Here is a 17,023-nt window from a genome sequence, read left to right on the forward strand (position 1 = left end):
GAAAACACCAAATTCCAGGCAAAAAAAATCCCAAGTAGCTGATGGAAACTTGGGATTTAAAAATGCATAAACCGTGGGAGGTGAACGCCCGGCAATAATACCGACCGGAGCAATCTGTAACAAGATATTTTTAAGCCTTTCGTCGGATCAAGCCGCGCCTAAGCCCTTCAATAACCACACTTTTTTAATGGATCCGATTATTCAAAGCGCCACTTTTTGGTGCAACAAACCCTAAGTTAAACAAACTTGCGCTGTTTAATTCCGCGATAAAAATAAGGGTATTGATTAAAAGTGCGTGGGCTTCTTCAAGTAATGCTCAGTCAAATGTTTGCACGGATCCACCAGCACCAATTCGTCCTGAGGCGTGGTACGCGAAACGCTGGCTGCCTGGCGACATAACGCCAGGCGCTCCGCTGCTTCTTCCCGCTGCCGGTCCACCTGGGCATTGAGCCGCACGAAATAGGCCCCCAGCATCACCGCCACACACAGAACCCCGACAACAAAATAGCGGAAGGCGTTGGATGGAGGGGGTTCCAGCTCACTCATACACTCATTGCACCTTGTGTTTCTGATAGCGAACATCATCGCCAAGCTTCTCACCGAGACGCTCAATTGTATGTAAATTGAAACACATGGGTTGTGTTGGATTTGTAAAACACCGTCAGTCCTGCTCACGCCGCCTGAACTGCCCCGGCGCCAGCCCGTGGGCCTTGCGAAAACACCGGGAAAAATAGGCCTCGTCGGTAAACCCGCAACGGTGCGCAATCGCACCGATCATCTGCGGGCTGTTGAGCAGCAGCGTGCGCGCCAGCTGCATGCGCCGGTCGAGCACCAGTTGGGAGAAAGGCTTGCCGGTTTCCTTGCGCAGCAGGTGGGTCAGGTAGTTGGGCGACAGGAAGGCCGCCGCCGCGGCATCGGTCAGGTTCAGCGACGGCTCGTGCAGATGCTCACGGATGTAGCCCTGGACCCGCGCCAGCGCATCCTTGCGGCCACGGCGGGTGGCGTTGTTGGCGGCAAAGGCCTGGAGCGGCTCGGCATACTGCTGGCACACCAGCCCGATCAACTGGAACAGGTAACCCTTGAGCCGCTCCCGGGCGCCGAAGCTGCGGTGGGCGTCCAGGGTGCGCATGTGTTCCAGCCAGGTTTTGACTTCCTCGAATGCCGCGTCCTCAAGGATGAAGTCCAGTTGTTCCTGGAAGCGGAACGGCGACAGTTCCGGCGCCTGGCCAATGGGTATGTCTTCCAGGTCCAGCGGGTCGCAGGTCAGTTGCGGCAGGAAAAACCCCTGGCTGAAATTGATCAGCATGAAGTCGCCGTCTTCGGGATGGGGAATCACGTGCAGGCGATGGGGCAGGATAAAGGCCAGGGCCTTCTTCGGGAACGGGCGCACCGCACCGCCGATGTGCTGCACGGTGTCGCCGCCCAGGTTGATCTGGATCTGGAAGTATTCGTGGCGATGGGGACTGGTCAGCGCCGCCCTGCCCCGCTTGTCGCGGATGTAGAAGTCGGAGCGGTCGCTGCGCTGTTCCATGCCGTAGGTGGTGATGCGGGTGCCGGGCATACGTATTTCTCGAAGGGCCTGGCACCACTGTAGCGTCAACCCTGGCCGAGGGTGAAGCTCAGCTCCGCCAGGCCGTCGATTCCGGCGGTCACCACATCGCCCGGTTGCAAGGCGCCGACGCCCGCCGGGGTGCCGGTGAAGATCAGGTCGCCGGCCTTCAGCGCCACGGATCTGGACGCATGGCTGATGACCTCGCTGACCGACCAGATCTGGTCCGCCAGATCGCCCACTTGGCGCTGCTCGCCATTGACCTTGAGCCAGATACGCCCGCTGCCCGGATGGCCGACGGCACTCACCGGCCGCAACGCGGTGCAGGGTGCCGACTCATCGAAAGCCTTGGCCCATTCCCACGGACGAGAAGCCTTTTTCGCCAGGGCCTGGAGGTCGCGGCGGGTCAGATCGATGCCCAGGCCGTAACCCCAGATATGCGCGAAGGCGTCTTCCGGGGCGATGTCCACCCCGCCCTTGCCGATGGCTACCACCAACTCGACTTCATGGTGCAGGTCGGCGGTCAGCGGCGGATAAGCGATCACGCCTTCGGCAGGCACCACGGCATCGGCCGGTTTCATGAAGAAGAACGGCGGCTCGCGGTCCGGGTCGTGGCCCATTTCGCGGGCGTGCTCGCTGTAGTTGCGCCCGACGCAGAACACCCGGCGCAGGGGGAAGCGAGCGTCGTCGCCCTGGATGGCTAGGGACGGGATTTCGTTCGGGGTGATGACGTAGCGGGTCATGGCATGTGCCTCTTCGGTTACCTGGGGCCAGTATGCGCACTGGCTCCAGGGCGAAGTTGGACAGGCTTACGCAGATTTTGTACTGGGCGGTGCATCGATCAAGGCCGACTTCCCCGCGCTGCAAATGGTCTGGCCGGACAAACAAGGGCACTTTCCATGGGAGCCCGCCTACGATCAGTCGTACTCCAGGTTCCAGTTACTGCTGGATAAATAGGGGTTATTTACGCGCCAGCTTGTAGCGCAAACAGTCCTGGTAAAAACTCTGGCGAATCACCTCGGGCTTGACCCGCGAACGGCTGTCGTAGGTCTGTTCGGTGATGCCCATGGCCATCATGTGCATCCAGGGTTTCTTGAATTGGTAGGTCTTCAGTTTCTGGCGCGCGGCATACAGCGAGACGCCCGACAGCTTCAACTCCTGCGCCCGGGCCGCCGTGCCCGCCCCCCAGCTGCACATATACCGGTCGTTGTCCCGCAGCTCCCGTGCCTGAACCGAAACCGCCCCACCCGCCAGGGAACAGGCGATCAGCATGATTCCAACATTGCGCATTTGCATCCCGCCTAACCACCTGAAAATAAAAGTGATTTTGGCGAGGATTTTGTTACAAAGGGGCCAGCAAATTGCCTTCTCGGTTAATTTACCGACACCAGTTTGAGACCGATCACACCTGCCAGGATCAGCACAATGCACAACACCCGCAACGGCGCGGTGGAATCCCCCAGCAACGCCATGCCCAGGATCGCCGTGCCGGCCGCGCCGATTCCGGTCCAGACCGCGTAGGCGCTGCCCACCGGCAGCGTGCGCAGCGCCATCGAAAGCAGGATCACGCTGGAAACACCGGTCACCACGGTGAGCAATCCGGGGGTGAATCGGGTGAAGCCATCCGAGGCCTTCATCGCGAACGCGAAGGCGATTTCAAGGATGCCGGCCAAGCCGAGAAGTAGCCATGCCATGGGGTGAGCCCTCAGGAAATACAGTGGGGGATGTGGCGAGGGGCCCGGCCGCCTCGCCACAACGAAGCGGCTTAAGCCTTGGCGGCTGCCGCCGGCGTGGTGCGGAAGGTGATGCCCAGGCGGTTGAAGGCGTTCATCAGTGCAATGCCGTAGGTGAGGTCGGCCAGTTCCTTGTCGCTGAACTCGGCGGCAGCCGCCGCGTAGTCAGCGTCCGAAACATCACTGGCGGTAACGGCTTGCGCAAACGCCAGCGCCACGCGCTCACGCTGGGTGAAGACCGTGCCAGCGTCATGCCAGACCGGCACCAGCACCAGCTTGTCCACGGCCAGGCCTTGCTTGAGCAGGTCCCGCGAGTGCATGTCGATGCAAAAGGCGCAGCCGTTGACCTGGGAAACCCGCAGGTAGACCAGGTCGATCAGCTCCTTGGACAGGCCACTGTTCTGCAGGTAGACGTAAACCCCGCCGAACGCTTTGTAACCTTCAGGGGAAGCCTTGGAGTAGTCGAGACGTGTTGTCATGGTGAAATCCTGTAGCAGTTGGATGAAGCCGCCATCTTGCGGCGCCATGGCCTACCCCAAAAGATCCATGAACTGGCTTGAACAATAGGCCATGAATGCGCCGCCATGGCCTACTCTGAATCTTGATTCTTGGCTCTTTGGCCTGGGTCATGGGGTTCGTAGACTGAAGGCCATCCATTCAGGAAGCACCGCACCATGAATATCCTCCATGTCAGCGCCAGCCCTCGCGGGCAAGCGTCGGAAAGCAACGCGCTCTCCCACAAGATCATCGAATGCCTGCGCCAGCGGCACCCGGCCGCCGAGGTGGTGCAGCGCCTGATCGCTGGAAATGCCCTGGCGCCGGTGGACGAGCCTTACGCAACGTCCCAGCAGTCGCTGGTGGACGTCTCGCAAGAGGGTTCGATGGCCCAGTCCGAACGCCTGGTCCGGGAAGTGGAACTGGCGGATATCGTGGTGATCGCCACCCCCATGCATAACTATTCGGTGCCTGCGGCCCTCAAGCTGTGGCTCGATCATATTGCGCGGGTGCGCCGCACCTTCGATATCTCGGCCCAGGGCAAGATCGGCTTGTTGCAGGACCGGCCAGTGTTCGTGGCCGTGGCCTCGGGCGGGCGATTTTCCGGGGAGCGTGCGCACCAGCCGGATTTCCTGACGCCATACCTGAAAACCATCCTGGGCATGATCGGCCTGCATGACGTGACCTTCTTCACCGTCGAAGGCACCGCTTCACGCCCGGAAAGCCTGGCCCAGACCCGCCTCCAGACCGACCAGGCGCTGCACGACTACTTCGCCACCTGAACAGGACCCACCACCGGATGAGCACCTCGATCAAAGCCCTTTCACCGCTGGACGCTGGCGCTTCGGAGCCGATTTATCGGCAACTGTACTGGCGGTTCCGCAGCGCAATTGCCGACGGGCTGCTCAAGCCGGGCGAACGCATACCCGCGGCCCGGGCCCTGGCCAAGGAACTGGGGCTGGCCCGGGGCACCATCGACACCGCGTATTCGCTGCTGGCAGCCGAAGGCTATATCCAGGCCCGTGGCCAGGCCGGCACCGTGGTGGCTGAAGGGATCAAGGCCAGCCTGCCGGAGCGCCCCACCGCCATCAGCGACCACAATGCCGTGAGGCAAAAAGCCGCCGTGCTACCGTTTCAAATGGGCCTGCCGGCACTGGATGCGTTCCCGCGCAAGATCTGGTCGAAAATCGCCGCCCGTTGCGTGCGTGCCACCCAGGTCGCAGACATGGCCAACCCGTGCGTCTACGGCCTGAACTCCCTGCGCACGGCGATTGCCAGCTACTTGCAGATGGCGCGGGGCATCCACTGCTCACCTGCGCAAGTCTTCGTCACCTCGGGCTATCGCAATACGCTCGGCCTGATCGCCCACGCACTGCTGGAACCGGGCGACCGAGTGCTGGTGGAAGACCCAGGCTACCTGTTCACCCGGCCATTGCTGGATTACCTGAATATCAAGGCTATACCGGTGCCGGTGGACCAGGACGGCATGCAGGTATCCCAGGCCGTGCAACAGGGCAAAAGCGCCCGCGCGGTGGTGGTCACGCCGGCCCATCAAAGCCCGCTGTGTGTCTCGCTGTCCTTGCCCCGGCGCCTGGAACTGCTGGATTGGGCCAGCCGCCAGCAGGCGTGGATCATCGAAGACGACTACGATGGCGAATACCGCTACGTGAGCCGCCCGCTGCCGGCCCTCAAGAGCCTGGACCGCGACGGCCGGGTGCTCTACGCCGGGACGTTCAGCAAGGTGCTGTTTCCGGGGATCCGCCTCGCCTATCTGGTGGTGCCCGACGCGCAGGTGGAACGCTTCGAACACGTCAGCCAGACCTTCCTCGGCGGTTGCCCGGAACTGACCCAGGCGATCGTCGCGACGTTCATGGCCGAAGGGCATTTTGCGCGGCATATCCAGCGTATGCGCAAACTCTACGGTGAGCGTCGGGAGGCCACGGCCAGGGGGCTGCGCAAGGCCCTGGGCGAGCAGATTTCGATCGATGCCCAACCGGGCGGGATGCATTTGATCCTGCGCCTGAACGCGCAACAGTCAGACCGCGTGTGCGTGGAGCGCCTGGCGCAGGCGGGCATTTATGCAGAGGCCTTGAGCGACTGGAATATTCAAGGCCAGACCGGCCCCGGGCTGTTGCTGGGCTTTGCCAATATCGAATCCGAGGCGGTCGCCGAAGCCCTGGGAAAACGCATCCTGGATACGCTTATGGCCTGATCGGCGAACGCTCTGGTTTTTGGCCTTGGCGCTGCTGCTCCCGAATCCTTTCGCCAAGGCCTTTTTTATTTACCACTGATACGTGGCACTCGCCTGCACGGTGCGCTGTGAGCCATACCAGCACCACGAGTAGGAATAGCAGGACGCGACATACTCTTTATTCGCAAGGTTGGTGGCGTTCACCGCAAGGCGCAGGTTGTCACCCTGGCGATTGATGTGCGGAATGTCGTAGTGCACCGCCGCATCAAACAAGGTGTAGCCCGGCACTTTCAGGGTGTTGGCGGTATCGCCCCACGATGAGCCGACATAACGCGCACCGGCCCCCACGCCGAAGCCTTTCAGCGTGCCGTCGTGCAGGGTGTAGTCCGCCCAGGCCGAGGCGGTATGGCGCGGTACGGCGTAGGTGGTGGTGCCTTCGGCCGCGATCGCCGGGCCCACGCCGATGTCGCTGATGGGCGCATAACGCACGGTGTTGTTGGACTTGCTGATGCGGTTATCCAGGTAGGCGTAGGCTGCGGTGATGTCCAGGTTGTCGTTCAGGCTGGCCTTGCCTTCCAGTTCGAAGCCACGGGACTGCACTTCGCCGTCCTGGATCTGGCAGCGCGAGCCGTTGCACAGGTGGGAAGCGTCCGGGTCCAGCGTCGGCACATTGGTCTGGCGCAGGTCGAAGATGGCCGCGGTGATAAAGCTGTTGCTGCCCGGCGGCTGGTACTTGATGCCGATTTCCGTCTGTTTGCCTTCGGTGGGCTGGAACGTCGAACCGCCGTAGCCCGTGCCGGATTGCGGCTGGAAGGATTCCGAATAGCTGACGTAAGGCGCCAAGCCGTTATCGAACAGGTAGACCAGGCCCAGGCGGCCGGTAAAGGCTTTGCTGTCCTGGGAAGACTTGGTCTTCTTCTGGGTAGTCATGGCCAGGGTGCTGTTGTCGGTGGTGGCCCAGTCATAGCGCCCGCCCATCAACAACACCCATTTGTCCCACTTCATCTGTTCCTGCAGGTACACGCCGGTTTGCTCGCTGCGGGAAGTAGCGTCGCTGGTGTAGGCCGGCACCGGCACTGCGGCGCCATAAACCGGGTCGAAAATATCCAGCGTAGGGCCGGCGGTGTACACGCCGCTGCCCGACTTGGTGTCGGTGCTGGTGTTCTGGTAATCGGCGCCCATCAGCACGGTGTGCTGCAGCGGGCCGGTGTCGAATCTGGCCTGCAACTGGTTGTCGAGGGCGTAGGCGTCGATGTTCACGTCACTGGCAATGGTAGAGCGCCGGATGGTGCGGTAATCGCTCTCCAGGTAATTGCTGTAGAGACTGCGGTATTGCCCTTCGCTGCGCAGGTAGCGGGCGTTCTGGCGCACGGTCCAGACATCGTTGAAGTGGTGCTCGAAGGCGTAGCCGATGGAGTAATACTCGCGGTCACTCTTCTCGAAGCTTTTCTCGCCGTCATAGAAATCCACGTCGATCTTGCGCCCGGTCGGACTGTGCAATACCGAGCCCCAGGCCGGCATCGAACCGTAGGACGCCCCCTTGGGGTCCTTCTGGAAATGCCCGAGCAAGGTCAGCGACGTGTTGTCGTCCGGGCGCCAGGTGAAGGCGGTGGACAGGGACTGGCGACGGGTTTCGGTGTGGTCGATCTGCCCGTCGGCATCGTCGAACAGGCCGGCGACGCGGTAGGAATATACGCCTTGATCGTCCAGCGGGCCGCTCAAGTCAAAGGTGGTGCGTTTCTTGTTGAAGGTGCCGTACTCGACGCCGACTTCATGGAACGGCGTGTCCAGCGGGCGCTTGCTGACCATGTTGATCACACCACTGGGCGTGCCCTGCCCGTACAGCACCGACGCCGGCCCGCGCAGTACTTCGACGCGCTCCAGGTCGAAGGCGTCTTTCTGCGGCAACGCATCCCGGCTTGAGGGCATGCGCAGGCCGTCGAGGTAGGTGGCCGGGGCGAAGCCACGGATGGTCAACTGGTCGAGGCGCGAGGCGGTGGAGCCACGGGTTTCCGGGATCACAGCGGCGCTGTAGCGCAGGATCTGGTTGAGGCTCTCGGCGTTCTGCGCGCGCATCTGGTCTTTGGTGACCACGGAGATCGACTGCGGGGTTTCGATCAGCGCAGTGTCGGTCTTGGTCCCCGACAGGCTGCGGGTGGCCACGTAGCCGGACACCGGGCCGGTGGGGCTTTGCGCCTGGTACGCGCCGCTGATGGTGGTGGCCTGCAATTCCATGGCGCCATCGCTGGGCGGGATGGCTTCGAGGCGGTAGCGGTCATCGGCGATCTTCAGGGCTTGCAGGCCGCTGCCGGCCAACAGTTGGGCCAGTGCGGCGTCGGTGCTGTACTGCCCGTTCAGGCCGTTGCTGCGCTTGCCGCGCGTCAGGCTCGAATCAAACGCCAATACCAGGCCCGCCTGTTCGGCGAGGCTGTTGAGGGCCTGGCTCAGGTCGCCGGCGGGAATGGCGAACGCGGCGCTTTCAGCAGCAAAGGACGCTTGAATGGTCAGCAGGGGTACGGCGGCAAAAGCCATCGCCACTGAAAGGGCCAGTGGCTGTAAGGGACGAGCAAGGCGCGACATGAGAAGTCCTGGAAAATGGGGTTCTATTAGTCATGACGGCCATGTCGGAAAATCGGGTATGAATGAGAGCAGTTTTTATTCAGGTTTTTTACAGCGGCTTGATCACCACCACCAAATCCGTGAAGTACTCCACCCTGATCGGCAGGTTATCCGCCAGTGACGCCAGTGCCGCGCCGGTGTCATCGAGCTTGAACACCCCCGACACGCGCATCCCTTTCAGTGCCTGCGGGTCGAAGCGCACCAGGCCGTGGCGGTAACCGGCGAGGGTTTGCAGGACGTCACTCAGGGGTTGGTCGTCGACCTTGAGCAGGCCGCGGGTCCAGGCATCCGGGTCGGCATTGCCGATGGCTTGCGGCTCGCCGGCCTGTCCGTCACGGAGCGTCGACTTCTGCCCTGCCGGCACTTTCACCTCGCCTGCGCGGCTGCCTTTGACGGCCACGGTGGACTCGATCACGCTGACCACGGTGGAGCCATCCTCGGCCTTGCGCACCAGGAACCGCGTGCCCAACGCCGTGGCCGTGCCCTGGTCGGTGTGCACCACGAACGGCCGTTGCGCGTCCTTGGCCACCTCGACCCACATCTCGCCCTGCAACAATTCGATCACCCGTTGGTGGCCGTCGAACTTCACGTCCAGCGCCGAGTTGCTGTTGAGCTGTACCTGGCTGCCGTCCGTCAGTGCCACCTGACGGCGTTCACCGATGCTGGTGCGCTGGTCGGCCATCCACACCGGCATCCGCTCAAAGCCTGCCCAGCCGCACAGCAACACACCCAGTAACGCGAGGGCCTGGGTGCCTCGGGCAGCAAACCGTGGTTTTTGCGGGGCAAACGCGCGGTTCAGGGCAATGCGTGCCGGGGCGGCGGGCAATGCGTCGAGGCTGCCCCACAGGCTGCGCATGCGCTCAATGGCGACGGCATTCCGTGGGTCGGCCTGGCGCCAATGCTCGAAGGCGGCGCGGTCGGCCTCGGTCACGGCGTCATCGTGCAACAACGTCAGCCAGCGGGCCGCTTCACTGATGATCTGCTCGGAACTCACGACAGCGGGTCCGCCCCGTGCAGGGTGTGGTAGCAATGCACCAACGCGCTGGAAATGTAGTTCTTCACCGTGCTGGATGACACCTGCAGTTGATCGGCGATTTCGCTGTAGGTCAGCCCGTCGAGGCGGCTGAGCAGGAAGGCTTCGCGAGCCTTGGCGGGCAAGCCGGTGAGCATCTCGGCAATCCGTTCCAGGGCCTGGAGGGCCACATGAATTGCCGCAGGGTCAGGCATGCCGGCGTCTTCGCTCTGAATCGCCAGGGCTTCCATGTAGGCTTTCTCGATCCGCCGCCGACGTGCGCCATCAATCATCAGGCGCCCCGCCGTCGTCGCCAGAAACGCCCGGGGCTCCTTGATGGTATGAGGTTCGGCCAGCAACAGGATGCGGATAAACGCGTCGTGAGCCAGGTCGGCGGCATGTTGCGAACAGCCGAGTTTCTTGCGCAGCCAACCGTGCAACCAGGAATGATGGTCGCTGTAGAGGGCGGTGATGGTCTGCTGGCGACGGGCTATATCACCTTCAGCGACAGGAAAGTCATGCATGCGCAAAAATTTCTCAAACAAGAAAGATTACCAATTGCGCGAACGATGACAGTAAAACGAGGGAGGAGCAAGTCCAGGCCATCATGAGTGATGTGCGGTCAGCCGAGCGAGAGATACGCGGTACGCTCTTTAATATTATTCACTTAGTTAAAACAACCATGAGTCAACAGGCACTCCCGCGCCTGCCAACTTAATGAAGAGGATAATTAACGACCAACTTCTACAGCAAGGTGATTACTTGCAACCAATCCTCTGCGGCAATTGCCCTTGCTTTGACTTAAGTGCCACTTGCACGGCTTGCGGCAACTCACTCCAGAATGTCAGCCCGGAACGTTGTTCAATCTGTTCCACCGTTGCGCGGTAATCACAGAAGTTGGCGCCTTTGGGTGCTTCCTGATTCATGATGAAGGAAGCGTAAAGTCCGTCTTGCGGCGACTTGCCCACGGAAACAATCTTCCAGTAACCGCTGGGGATCGTGTGGACCTTATTCGTGCCCGGCAAAGTACCGATGAATTTCTCATACAGCGGGCCGGTCATCACATACACCTCATCCACCGTCGCGTCCTCGCTCAGTTTGCGCTCCTGATCCTCCAGGTGTACCCACGGCCCCTGGTTCAGATCGGACTTTTGCGGGGTGATATTGGACAGGTAATTGAGGGCCTGCCAATCGGCCACGCCGGCCATCGACGCGAGGTTCGCCTGGTGCCCGCGGTCGACCTTCAGCGCCACGTTGGCACCGTTATAGTCAACCGGGTCAAGGGTTTCGCCCGCCGGGATGTCGGGGTCGGTCTGCCAATTGCGCGGGCGCCCGCTGGCCGGTGTGGACTTGGTAATCCGGTAGGCCACCCAGTTGGCAAACTTGGTCGAGGCGTTGTTATTGAGGGTGTAGGCCAGGCGATTCAACGTCAGCGGCCCACCGCCGGAAGGGCAACCCTCGGAGCAGTTATCGACCGTGGTGGCCTGCTCCAGCGGTACCTGGATGGCGCGCTCCGGCACCTGTGAAGGCTGGGTGCTGATACAGCCCGCCATCAGCGGCACCCACAACAACGCGACGTATTTGAACAGTGCTTTCCTTTGCATGGTAATACTCCATCTACAACAGATTAATTAAGTTTAAGTTGATAAAACGGGCGCAATTGATCCCAACATTACGTAAGCCACCCTGAATAAAAGGACAGCCTATAAAGTCGATGACTGGATAACTGTGCTTGCGCGTACGGCGACATTCCATGTGCGTACCCGCTTAACTACCCGCGCCGATGGCGCCAGCAACTAACTGCTCATGAACAATGATCTTTCAGTTGAGCAGGCTTTATCTTATACACGCAATTGTTACAAAAAAAACAGCGCTAAAAGCAAAAAAATCAGGCCGTAAAACCCGATCCAATGTGGGAGCCGGGCTTGCCCGCGATGCAGGCGACTCGGTGTTTCAGTAACACCGAGGTGATGCTATCGCAGGCAAGCCAGCTCCTACATTTGACCTTCGCCCGGCTTACTAGCGCCAGCTCCAGGAAACCCCGGTGTACACGCCCATGCCATCCCCCGGCGTAGACCGCGCCACATCCATCCCCTTGTCGTCATAACCCGGCGTGACCGTATTCGCGTAACGCCGATTGGTCAGGTTGCGCAGGTCGACCCAGGCTTGCCAGTCGTGCTTCGGCGCGTCATACCCAAGCGTCGCACCGAGCAGCGTGTAGGCCGCCGCGTAGTAGGAATTGGCATAGTCCACCGCCACCCGCGATGAATGCTCGCCATTGAGGCTGGTGTAGAAACCACTCGGGTGGCTGTAGCGCAGTTGCGCCTGGTAGTAGTGCTTGGGGACGCCGGGCAAGGTGTTGTCGCCGAAGCGGTCGTCGTTGCGGTAGTGGAAGTCGCTGTAGGTATAGGCCTGGCGCAAGGCAAGCTGGCCGGTGCGGCCGCCGTCCCACAGCGGGCTGATCAGGCTCAGTTCCAGGCCTTGGTGCACGGTGGGGCTGGCGTTGGATTCGGCGATGACTGCGGACGTGGTGGACGTCGCGGCCTGGGTTTCGACGCTGAGCAATTCGTGGCGCACCTCGGAACGGTACAGCGCCAGGTCCCACTGGCCGAACCACTCTTCACCGCGGCCACCGACTTCCAAGGTGGTGGCGGTCTGGTTTTTCAGTTTTACGCCTTCACGCTGTAACCCGCTCGCCGGGCCACTGTTTGCCGGGAAATACTTGTTGGAGCCCCAGATCATCGACCATGCATGAGGCGGCTCAACCGAGCGACTCAGGTTGCCGTACACCTGCAATTGCGGGCTGAAGTCATAGCGCAGGCCGACCCGTGGCGCGTAATCCCAATCGTGCTGGCTGACGGGTGTGTGGGTTTCTGGGTAGCTGACTTCGGTTTCGCGGCGGGTGTAGATCGCCGCCAGCCCGGTGGTCAGCCAAAGGTCCGGCACCAGCTCCAGGTCATTGCCGATATGCAGCACGGTGTCGGAACCCAGGTAGCTATAGTCGCGGGTCTTAGTGCCGGGCGCGTAGCCCGCCGTATTGCCGGTGGGGATCCGCACGAATTCCGAGCCACCGTTGTTAGGCATCGCCTGGGTGGTGCGCAAACCGAGGGTGGTCTTGCTGTCGCGCCCGAACAACGTGTCCTGGCGGATGTAATTCACGGTGCCGCTGACGTCGGTGTACGCGACCTTGAGGCGGTTGGTGCCTTCGCGCAGGTCCATCGGGTAGTCGTGATACGCCAGCCCGACCTCGACCCGGGCGTTATCGTCCAGGTGCAAGGTGGACTTGTTGGCGATCCAGGTCGAGCCCGGTTGCGTACGTTTCGAGTCCCGCGTCAGGTTGAGCGCGGCAGCGGCGCGCGGGTCGTGGCTGATCTGGTCGCGGGTCAGCTTGCCGGGGGAGTCGTTGTCGGTTTCTCGGTAGCGAAAGTAGAAGCGGGTTTCCAGGTCAGGGTTGAAGCGATAGCCGAAGTTGGCCGCCATGCCTTTGCCGCTGCCGGCGCTGTGGTTCTCGAAGCCATCATAGTGCGAGTCGGTGAGGCTGATGTAGTAGTCGGCATCCCCCAGCACTTGCCCCGAGCTGATCTCCCGCTGGGCGTAGCCATGGCTGCCGGCCTCGTAACGCACCTGCAATTTGGGAGCGTCGTAGCCGGTGTGGGTGACGTAGTTGACCGCCCCGCCCAGGGCCAGTGCGCCCCGGTCAAAACCGTTGGCGCCGCGCAGCACTTCCACCCGGCTGAGCCACAACGGGTCCTTGAGTTCGTAGGGCGTGCCGCCGGGGCCGGTCAGCGGCAGGCCGTCGAAGGTCTCGTACAGGCCGGAGGCGTGAGCGCCCGGGCCGCGGTTGATGCCCGAGCCACGAATGGAAAGCTTCACCCCTTCGTTGTTCGCCGCCTTGGCGTATACGCCGGCCTGGTACTTGAACACGTCTTCGTTGGTGCTTACCCGGCCCTGATCGACGCTGCCCATGTCGATGTAATTGGTGGCGCCGGGCACGCTCTTGAGCTCGGCCTGGGCCAGTTCGTCGGCGCTGACCTCGGTGCCGCTGACTTCAACGGGGGCCAGTTGCAGCGTGTCGTCGGCCTGGGTCACGGGGCTGAAGCTCAGGGCGGCGCCAAAGCCCAGCAAGGGCCAGGCTTTTCGGGCGGGGAACGGAAACGCGGGGGGCATGGGGGTAAATCCTTGGAATTCGTTTTTGCGACGGGCTCGGTCCGGCACAAGGTCTGTGGTGGGAAGCCTGTGAAGCCCGGCGGGTCACCCTTGATGAACGAACAGCCGTCAATCGGCGTTAAGTCCAAAATCGAATTACCAAATGCAAACTCAGTATTTATGGAAATAAGCGCCACGGATTACTGTAGGGCCATTGAGTCCCCAGAGATTTACGTCATGCAAACATCCGCCACCGTCATCGACTTCACCCTCCACCGCAAACGCCGCCAGGCACGCGCAGCGGCTGAGTTGATGTGGGCGATGTACGCGGCACGGGCCGGGGTCGCGGTGTTTACCGCGCACGTCACCACCTCCAGCGATACCCGCCGGGCGTGAGGCCATGAATTTCCTGCATGCGATTCCCGAAGTGCCCGACCTCCCCGCCAAACCCAAGGATTGCAACAACGGCGACGACGACGCCATCGGCCAGTGCGTCGCCCACAACCTGCAACGCCTGCGCAGTAAACGCTACCTGTCGCTGGATGCACTGGCGCGCAACTGCGGTGTAAGCCGCGCGATGCTCGCGCAGATTGAATCCGGGCGCAGCGTGCCGTCGATCAAAGTGCTGTGCAAAATCGCCAAAGGCCTGAAAGTCTCGGTGGCGGCCTTTCTGGAAAATCGCGCGTTCGAAGGGGTTGAACTGCTGCCGGCGCAACAGAGCAAACGCCTGGTGAGTGCCGACGGCACCTTCATCAGCCGCGCGCTGTTTCCCTACGATATGGCGCGCCAGTCGGAGTTCTACGAGATACGCCTGAAGGCGCTCGGCGAAGAAGTTTCAGAAGGTCACGGGCCGGGCATCCAGGAGAACCTGGTGGTGGCCCAGGGCGTGCTGGAAGTCAGCGTCAACGAAGAACGCTACCTGCTTTCCACCGGTGACTCGATCCTGTTCTACGCCGACCAGCCCCACCGCTACCGCAACCCCGCAGACAGCGAGGCCGTGGCGTTCCTGGTGATCACCTACCCGGAACGCCTGGACTGAAACGCAAAAAGCCCCGGCACTCGCCGGGGCTTTTTGATTTCACGCCAACCGAATCAGCAGGTGCAGCACATCATCGGCATGCCGTTGCAGCTCATCATCATCGGCATGGCGCAGTCGTTCATCATCTTCATCATCAACATGCAGCAGTTGTTCATCATGTCCATGCTCATGCCTGGCATCGGCATCATCTTGCAGGTCATGCAGTCTGCTTCCATCTTGCATTCCATGACGCACTTCATCATCGGCATGGGCATGCCCATCGGCATCATCATCGGCATGTTCATGGAGGACATGCTGTTCATCATCGCCATGCCGTCTTGCGACATGCACATCATCGACATGTTGGCGCACTGCATCATCATCGGCATGCCGCAGTTCATCATCATCGCCATCATTTCGGCGTTGTTCTTGAACATCGCCATGTCCATGCCCGCGGCCGGCTTCATGGTGCACATCATGGCCTCGTCGGTCATCTTGCAGGTCATGGTGGCCATCATCATCGGCATGCCCATCATCGGCATCATTGGCATCGCGTTGTTCATTGGCATCTGCATGGCGTTCATCATGTTCGAAACTCCGTAATCGACAGGAAATGAGTAAGTTCTGGGGCCGATTCTAGAGATGCCGCACAACGGCGCAAGGCGCTGGCCCAGCAGCAAGAATAGACGCTGCATGGGGATTTATCGGAGCGAGGCAGCCGATAATTCCGTGATGACAGAGGCTTTGAAGTGATCGCGCCGACTGACTCCGTTACTGGTTCGAAACCGGCGCGATGGATATGCGATTGGGGAATGGCCTCCAATCAGAAGGAAATAAACGATCTAACCACCGTGAAAATACACGGTCATCCGGCGAAGAAGCGGTTCGCCGGACGCGGCAATCCGAGGTTTTCCCGCAGGGTAGAGCCTTCGTACTCCCGCCGGAAGATCCCGCGCCCCTGCAACTCGGGCACCACCTTGGCGACAAAATCATCGAGCCCGCCCGGCAGCCACGGGAACATGATGTTGAAGCCATCGCTGCCCTCTTCCTCCAGCCATTGCTGCATCTGGTCGGCAATGCTGTGGGCCGTGCCGACAAACGACAAGCCGGCATAACCACCAAGGCGCTGGGCCAGTTGGCGCACCGTCAGTTGCTCGCGATCGGCCAGCGCCAGCACCCGCTCCCGGGAGCTTTGGCTGGCATTGGTTTCGGGAATGGGTGGCAGGTACTGGTCCGGATCAAACCTGGTTGCGTCGGTGCCCAGTGCTATCGACAGCGAGGCAATTGCACTTTCGTAATGCACCAGGCTGTCGAGGTGCGCACGAATCCGGCGGGCTTCTTCCTGTGTATCGCCGACCACCACAAAGGCCCCGGGCAGAATCTTCAGGTGGTCGGGATGCCGACCCACCGCCAGCATCCGGCGCTTGATATCCGCATAAAACTTACGCCCCTCCTCCAGCGTACCCGGCGCGACAAAAATCACCTCGGCGGTTTCTGCCGCCAGTTGCCGCCCGGGCTCCGAGGCCCCGGCCTGCACGATCACCGGCCAGCCCTGCACCGGCCGGGCAATGTGCAGCGGGCCGCGCACGTTGAGGTAGCGGCCTTGATGGTTGAGGGTGTGCAGTTTGTCGGGGTCGAAGTACACGCCGCTGTCGGCATCGCGGATGAAGGCGTCATCGGCCCAACTGTCCCAGAGGCCGGTGACCACATCGTAGAACTCACGTGCACGGGCGTAGCGCTCGTCGTGGGCGTAGGCCTGTTCCAGGCCGAAATTCTGCGCGGCATCCGGGTTGGCGGTGGTGACGATGTTCCAGCCGGCGCGACCATTGCTCAAGTGATCCAGGGACGCGAAACGACGGGCGATGTGGAATGGCTCGTCGTAAGTGGTCGACGCGGTGGCGACCAGGCCGATGTGCTCGGTGGCCTGGCTCAGGGCCGACAGCAAGGTGAACGGCTCAAACGAGGTGGCCGTGTGGCTGCGCTTCAACGCCTCGATGGGCATGTTGAGCAGGGCCAGGTGGTCGGCCATGAAGAAGGCATCGAAACGCGCCTTCTCCAGGGTCTGGGCGAACTGCTTGAGGTGCGCGAAGTTGAAGTTGGCGTCGCGGTAAGCGCCGGGATAGCGCCAGGCGCCGGTGTGGATGCTGACCGGGCGCATGAACGCGCCCAGTTTCAGTTGGCGTGGAGTGCTCATGGAAAGCCCCTGATCGAGAGGAGCTCAGCATCGGATGCGCGAACGGCGTCTGTCTAATAACGAAAG

Annotated in this window: 18 protein-coding genes; 6 read left to right on the forward strand and 12 right to left on the reverse strand. The window is 61.5% G+C overall.

Annotated elements, in window-relative coordinates:
* Nucleotides 1-285: 285 nt before the first annotated feature.
* The 3 genes from V3W39_RS14175 to V3W39_RS14185 form a co-directional block, all read right to left on the reverse strand.
* Nucleotides 286-546 carry a hypothetical protein gene (locus V3W39_RS14175; protein ID WP_177112981.1) on the reverse strand — a complete coding sequence of 87 codons (261 nt, stop codon included), beginning with the start codon at nucleotides 544-546 and terminating at the stop codon, nucleotides 286-288.
* A gap of 115 nt (nucleotides 547-661) precedes the next feature.
* The gene (locus V3W39_RS14180; RefSeq protein WP_177042607.1) at nucleotides 662-1,561 is read right to left on the reverse strand and encodes a helix-turn-helix transcriptional regulator; all 900 of its coding nucleotides are present in this window, start codon (nucleotides 1,559-1,561) and stop codon (nucleotides 662-664) included.
* Between the two features lie 35 nt (nucleotides 1,562-1,596).
* On the reverse strand, nucleotides 1,597-2,292 hold the full coding sequence (locus V3W39_RS14185; protein ID WP_177042608.1) for a fumarylacetoacetate hydrolase family protein: 696 nt from the start codon (nucleotides 2,290-2,292) through the stop codon (nucleotides 1,597-1,599).
* Here V3W39_RS14185 and V3W39_RS14190 point away from each other — a divergent pair.
* Nucleotides 2,291-2,506, forward strand: coding sequence for a DUF4262 domain-containing protein (locus tag V3W39_RS14190; RefSeq protein ID WP_256348316.1), 216 nt, complete (start codon nucleotides 2,291-2,293; stop codon nucleotides 2,504-2,506). The genes V3W39_RS14185 and V3W39_RS14190 overlap by 2 nt on opposite strands.
* Before the next feature lie 3 nt (nucleotides 2,507-2,509).
* On the opposite strand, the gene V3W39_RS14195 is transcribed toward V3W39_RS14190, so the two are convergent.
* The 3 genes from V3W39_RS14195 to V3W39_RS14205 all read right to left on the reverse strand — a co-directional run bounded on the left by V3W39_RS14195 (nucleotide 2,510) and on the right by V3W39_RS14205 (nucleotide 3,761).
* Nucleotides 2,510-2,839 carry a hypothetical protein gene (locus V3W39_RS14195; RefSeq protein ID WP_177042609.1) on the reverse strand — a complete coding sequence of 110 codons (330 nt, stop codon included), beginning with the start codon at nucleotides 2,837-2,839 and terminating at the stop codon, nucleotides 2,510-2,512.
* An 83-nt stretch (nucleotides 2,840-2,922) separates the two neighbouring features.
* Nucleotides 2,923-3,243: a DMT family transporter gene (locus tag V3W39_RS14200; RefSeq protein ID WP_177042610.1), complete on the reverse strand. Its 321-nt coding sequence runs from the start codon at nucleotides 3,241-3,243 to the stop codon at nucleotides 2,923-2,925.
* A gap of 71 nt (nucleotides 3,244-3,314) precedes the next feature.
* Nucleotides 3,315-3,761, reverse strand: coding sequence for a carboxymuconolactone decarboxylase family protein (locus V3W39_RS14205; RefSeq protein WP_330212817.1), 447 nt, complete (start codon nucleotides 3,759-3,761; stop codon nucleotides 3,315-3,317).
* A 195-nt stretch (nucleotides 3,762-3,956) separates the two neighbouring features.
* On the opposite strand from V3W39_RS14205, the gene V3W39_RS14210 reads away from it, so the two are divergent.
* Both V3W39_RS14210 and pdxR read left to right on the forward strand, forming a co-directional pair.
* The gene (locus tag V3W39_RS14210; protein ID WP_177042612.1) at nucleotides 3,957-4,559 is read left to right on the forward strand and encodes an FMN-dependent NADH-azoreductase; all 603 of its coding nucleotides are present in this window, start codon (nucleotides 3,957-3,959) and stop codon (nucleotides 4,557-4,559) included.
* 17 nt (nucleotides 4,560-4,576) lie between these two features.
* Complete coding sequence (gene pdxR, locus V3W39_RS14215; RefSeq protein ID WP_330212818.1) at nucleotides 4,577-5,989, forward strand: MocR-like pyridoxine biosynthesis transcription factor PdxR; 1,413 nt, start codon at nucleotides 4,577-4,579, stop codon at nucleotides 5,987-5,989.
* Nucleotides 5,990-6,058: 69 nt separating this feature from the next.
* Here pdxR and V3W39_RS14220 read toward each other — a convergent pair whose 3' ends face one another.
* The 5 genes from V3W39_RS14220 to V3W39_RS14240 form a co-directional block, all read right to left on the reverse strand.
* Nucleotides 6,059-8,548 (reverse strand): TonB-dependent siderophore receptor, encoded by a 2,490-nt coding sequence (locus V3W39_RS14220; protein ID WP_177076817.1) that lies wholly within the window; start codon nucleotides 8,546-8,548, stop codon nucleotides 6,059-6,061.
* 88 nt (nucleotides 8,549-8,636) lie between these two features.
* Nucleotides 8,637-9,581, reverse strand: coding sequence for a FecR family protein (locus V3W39_RS14225; protein WP_330212819.1), 945 nt, complete (start codon nucleotides 9,579-9,581; stop codon nucleotides 8,637-8,639).
* Entirely contained in the window at nucleotides 9,578-10,123 is a 546-nt protein-coding gene (locus V3W39_RS14230) for a sigma-70 family RNA polymerase sigma factor (RefSeq protein ID WP_177042616.1), read from the reverse strand. Before V3W39_RS14230 ends, V3W39_RS14225 begins: the two co-directional genes overlap by 4 nt.
* Before the next feature lie 234 nt (nucleotides 10,124-10,357).
* A complete protein-coding gene (locus tag V3W39_RS14235; protein ID WP_330212820.1) occupies nucleotides 10,358-11,203 on the reverse strand; it encodes a DNA/RNA non-specific endonuclease in 846 nt (281 codons plus the stop codon).
* A gap of 415 nt (nucleotides 11,204-11,618) precedes the next feature.
* Nucleotides 11,619-13,766 (reverse strand): TonB-dependent receptor family protein, encoded by a 2,148-nt coding sequence (locus V3W39_RS14240; RefSeq protein ID WP_330212821.1) that lies wholly within the window; start codon nucleotides 13,764-13,766, stop codon nucleotides 11,619-11,621.
* A gap of 216 nt (nucleotides 13,767-13,982) precedes the next feature.
* On the opposite strand from V3W39_RS14240, the gene V3W39_RS14245 reads away from it, so the two are divergent.
* Genes V3W39_RS14245 through V3W39_RS14255 form a run of 3 tightly spaced genes read left to right on the forward strand, consistent with a single transcriptional unit; the run spans nucleotide 13,983 to nucleotide 15,366 of the window.
* Complete coding sequence (locus V3W39_RS14245) at nucleotides 13,983-14,141, forward strand: hypothetical protein (protein WP_167410161.1); 159 nt, start codon at nucleotides 13,983-13,985, stop codon at nucleotides 14,139-14,141.
* 4 nt (nucleotides 14,142-14,145) lie between these two features.
* On the forward strand, nucleotides 14,146-14,784 hold the full coding sequence (locus V3W39_RS14250) for a helix-turn-helix domain-containing protein (RefSeq protein ID WP_256348054.1): 639 nt from the start codon (nucleotides 14,146-14,148) through the stop codon (nucleotides 14,782-14,784).
* A gap of 60 nt (nucleotides 14,785-14,844) precedes the next feature.
* Nucleotides 14,845-15,366, forward strand: coding sequence for a hypothetical protein (locus V3W39_RS14255; RefSeq protein WP_177120256.1), 522 nt, complete (start codon nucleotides 14,845-14,847; stop codon nucleotides 15,364-15,366).
* A 262-nt stretch (nucleotides 15,367-15,628) separates the two neighbouring features.
* Here V3W39_RS14255 and V3W39_RS14260 read toward each other — a convergent pair whose 3' ends face one another.
* Nucleotides 15,629-16,957, reverse strand: a complete 1,329-nt coding sequence (locus V3W39_RS14260) for an LLM class flavin-dependent oxidoreductase (protein WP_330212822.1) — start codon at nucleotides 16,955-16,957, stop codon at nucleotides 15,629-15,631.
* Nucleotides 16,958-17,023: the final 66 nt, after the last annotated feature.

It is taken from the genome of Pseudomonas sp. Z18(2022) (assembly GCF_036346535.1).
GTDB lineage: Bacteria > Pseudomonadota > Gammaproteobacteria > Pseudomonadales > Pseudomonadaceae > Aquipseudomonas > Aquipseudomonas yamanorum_A.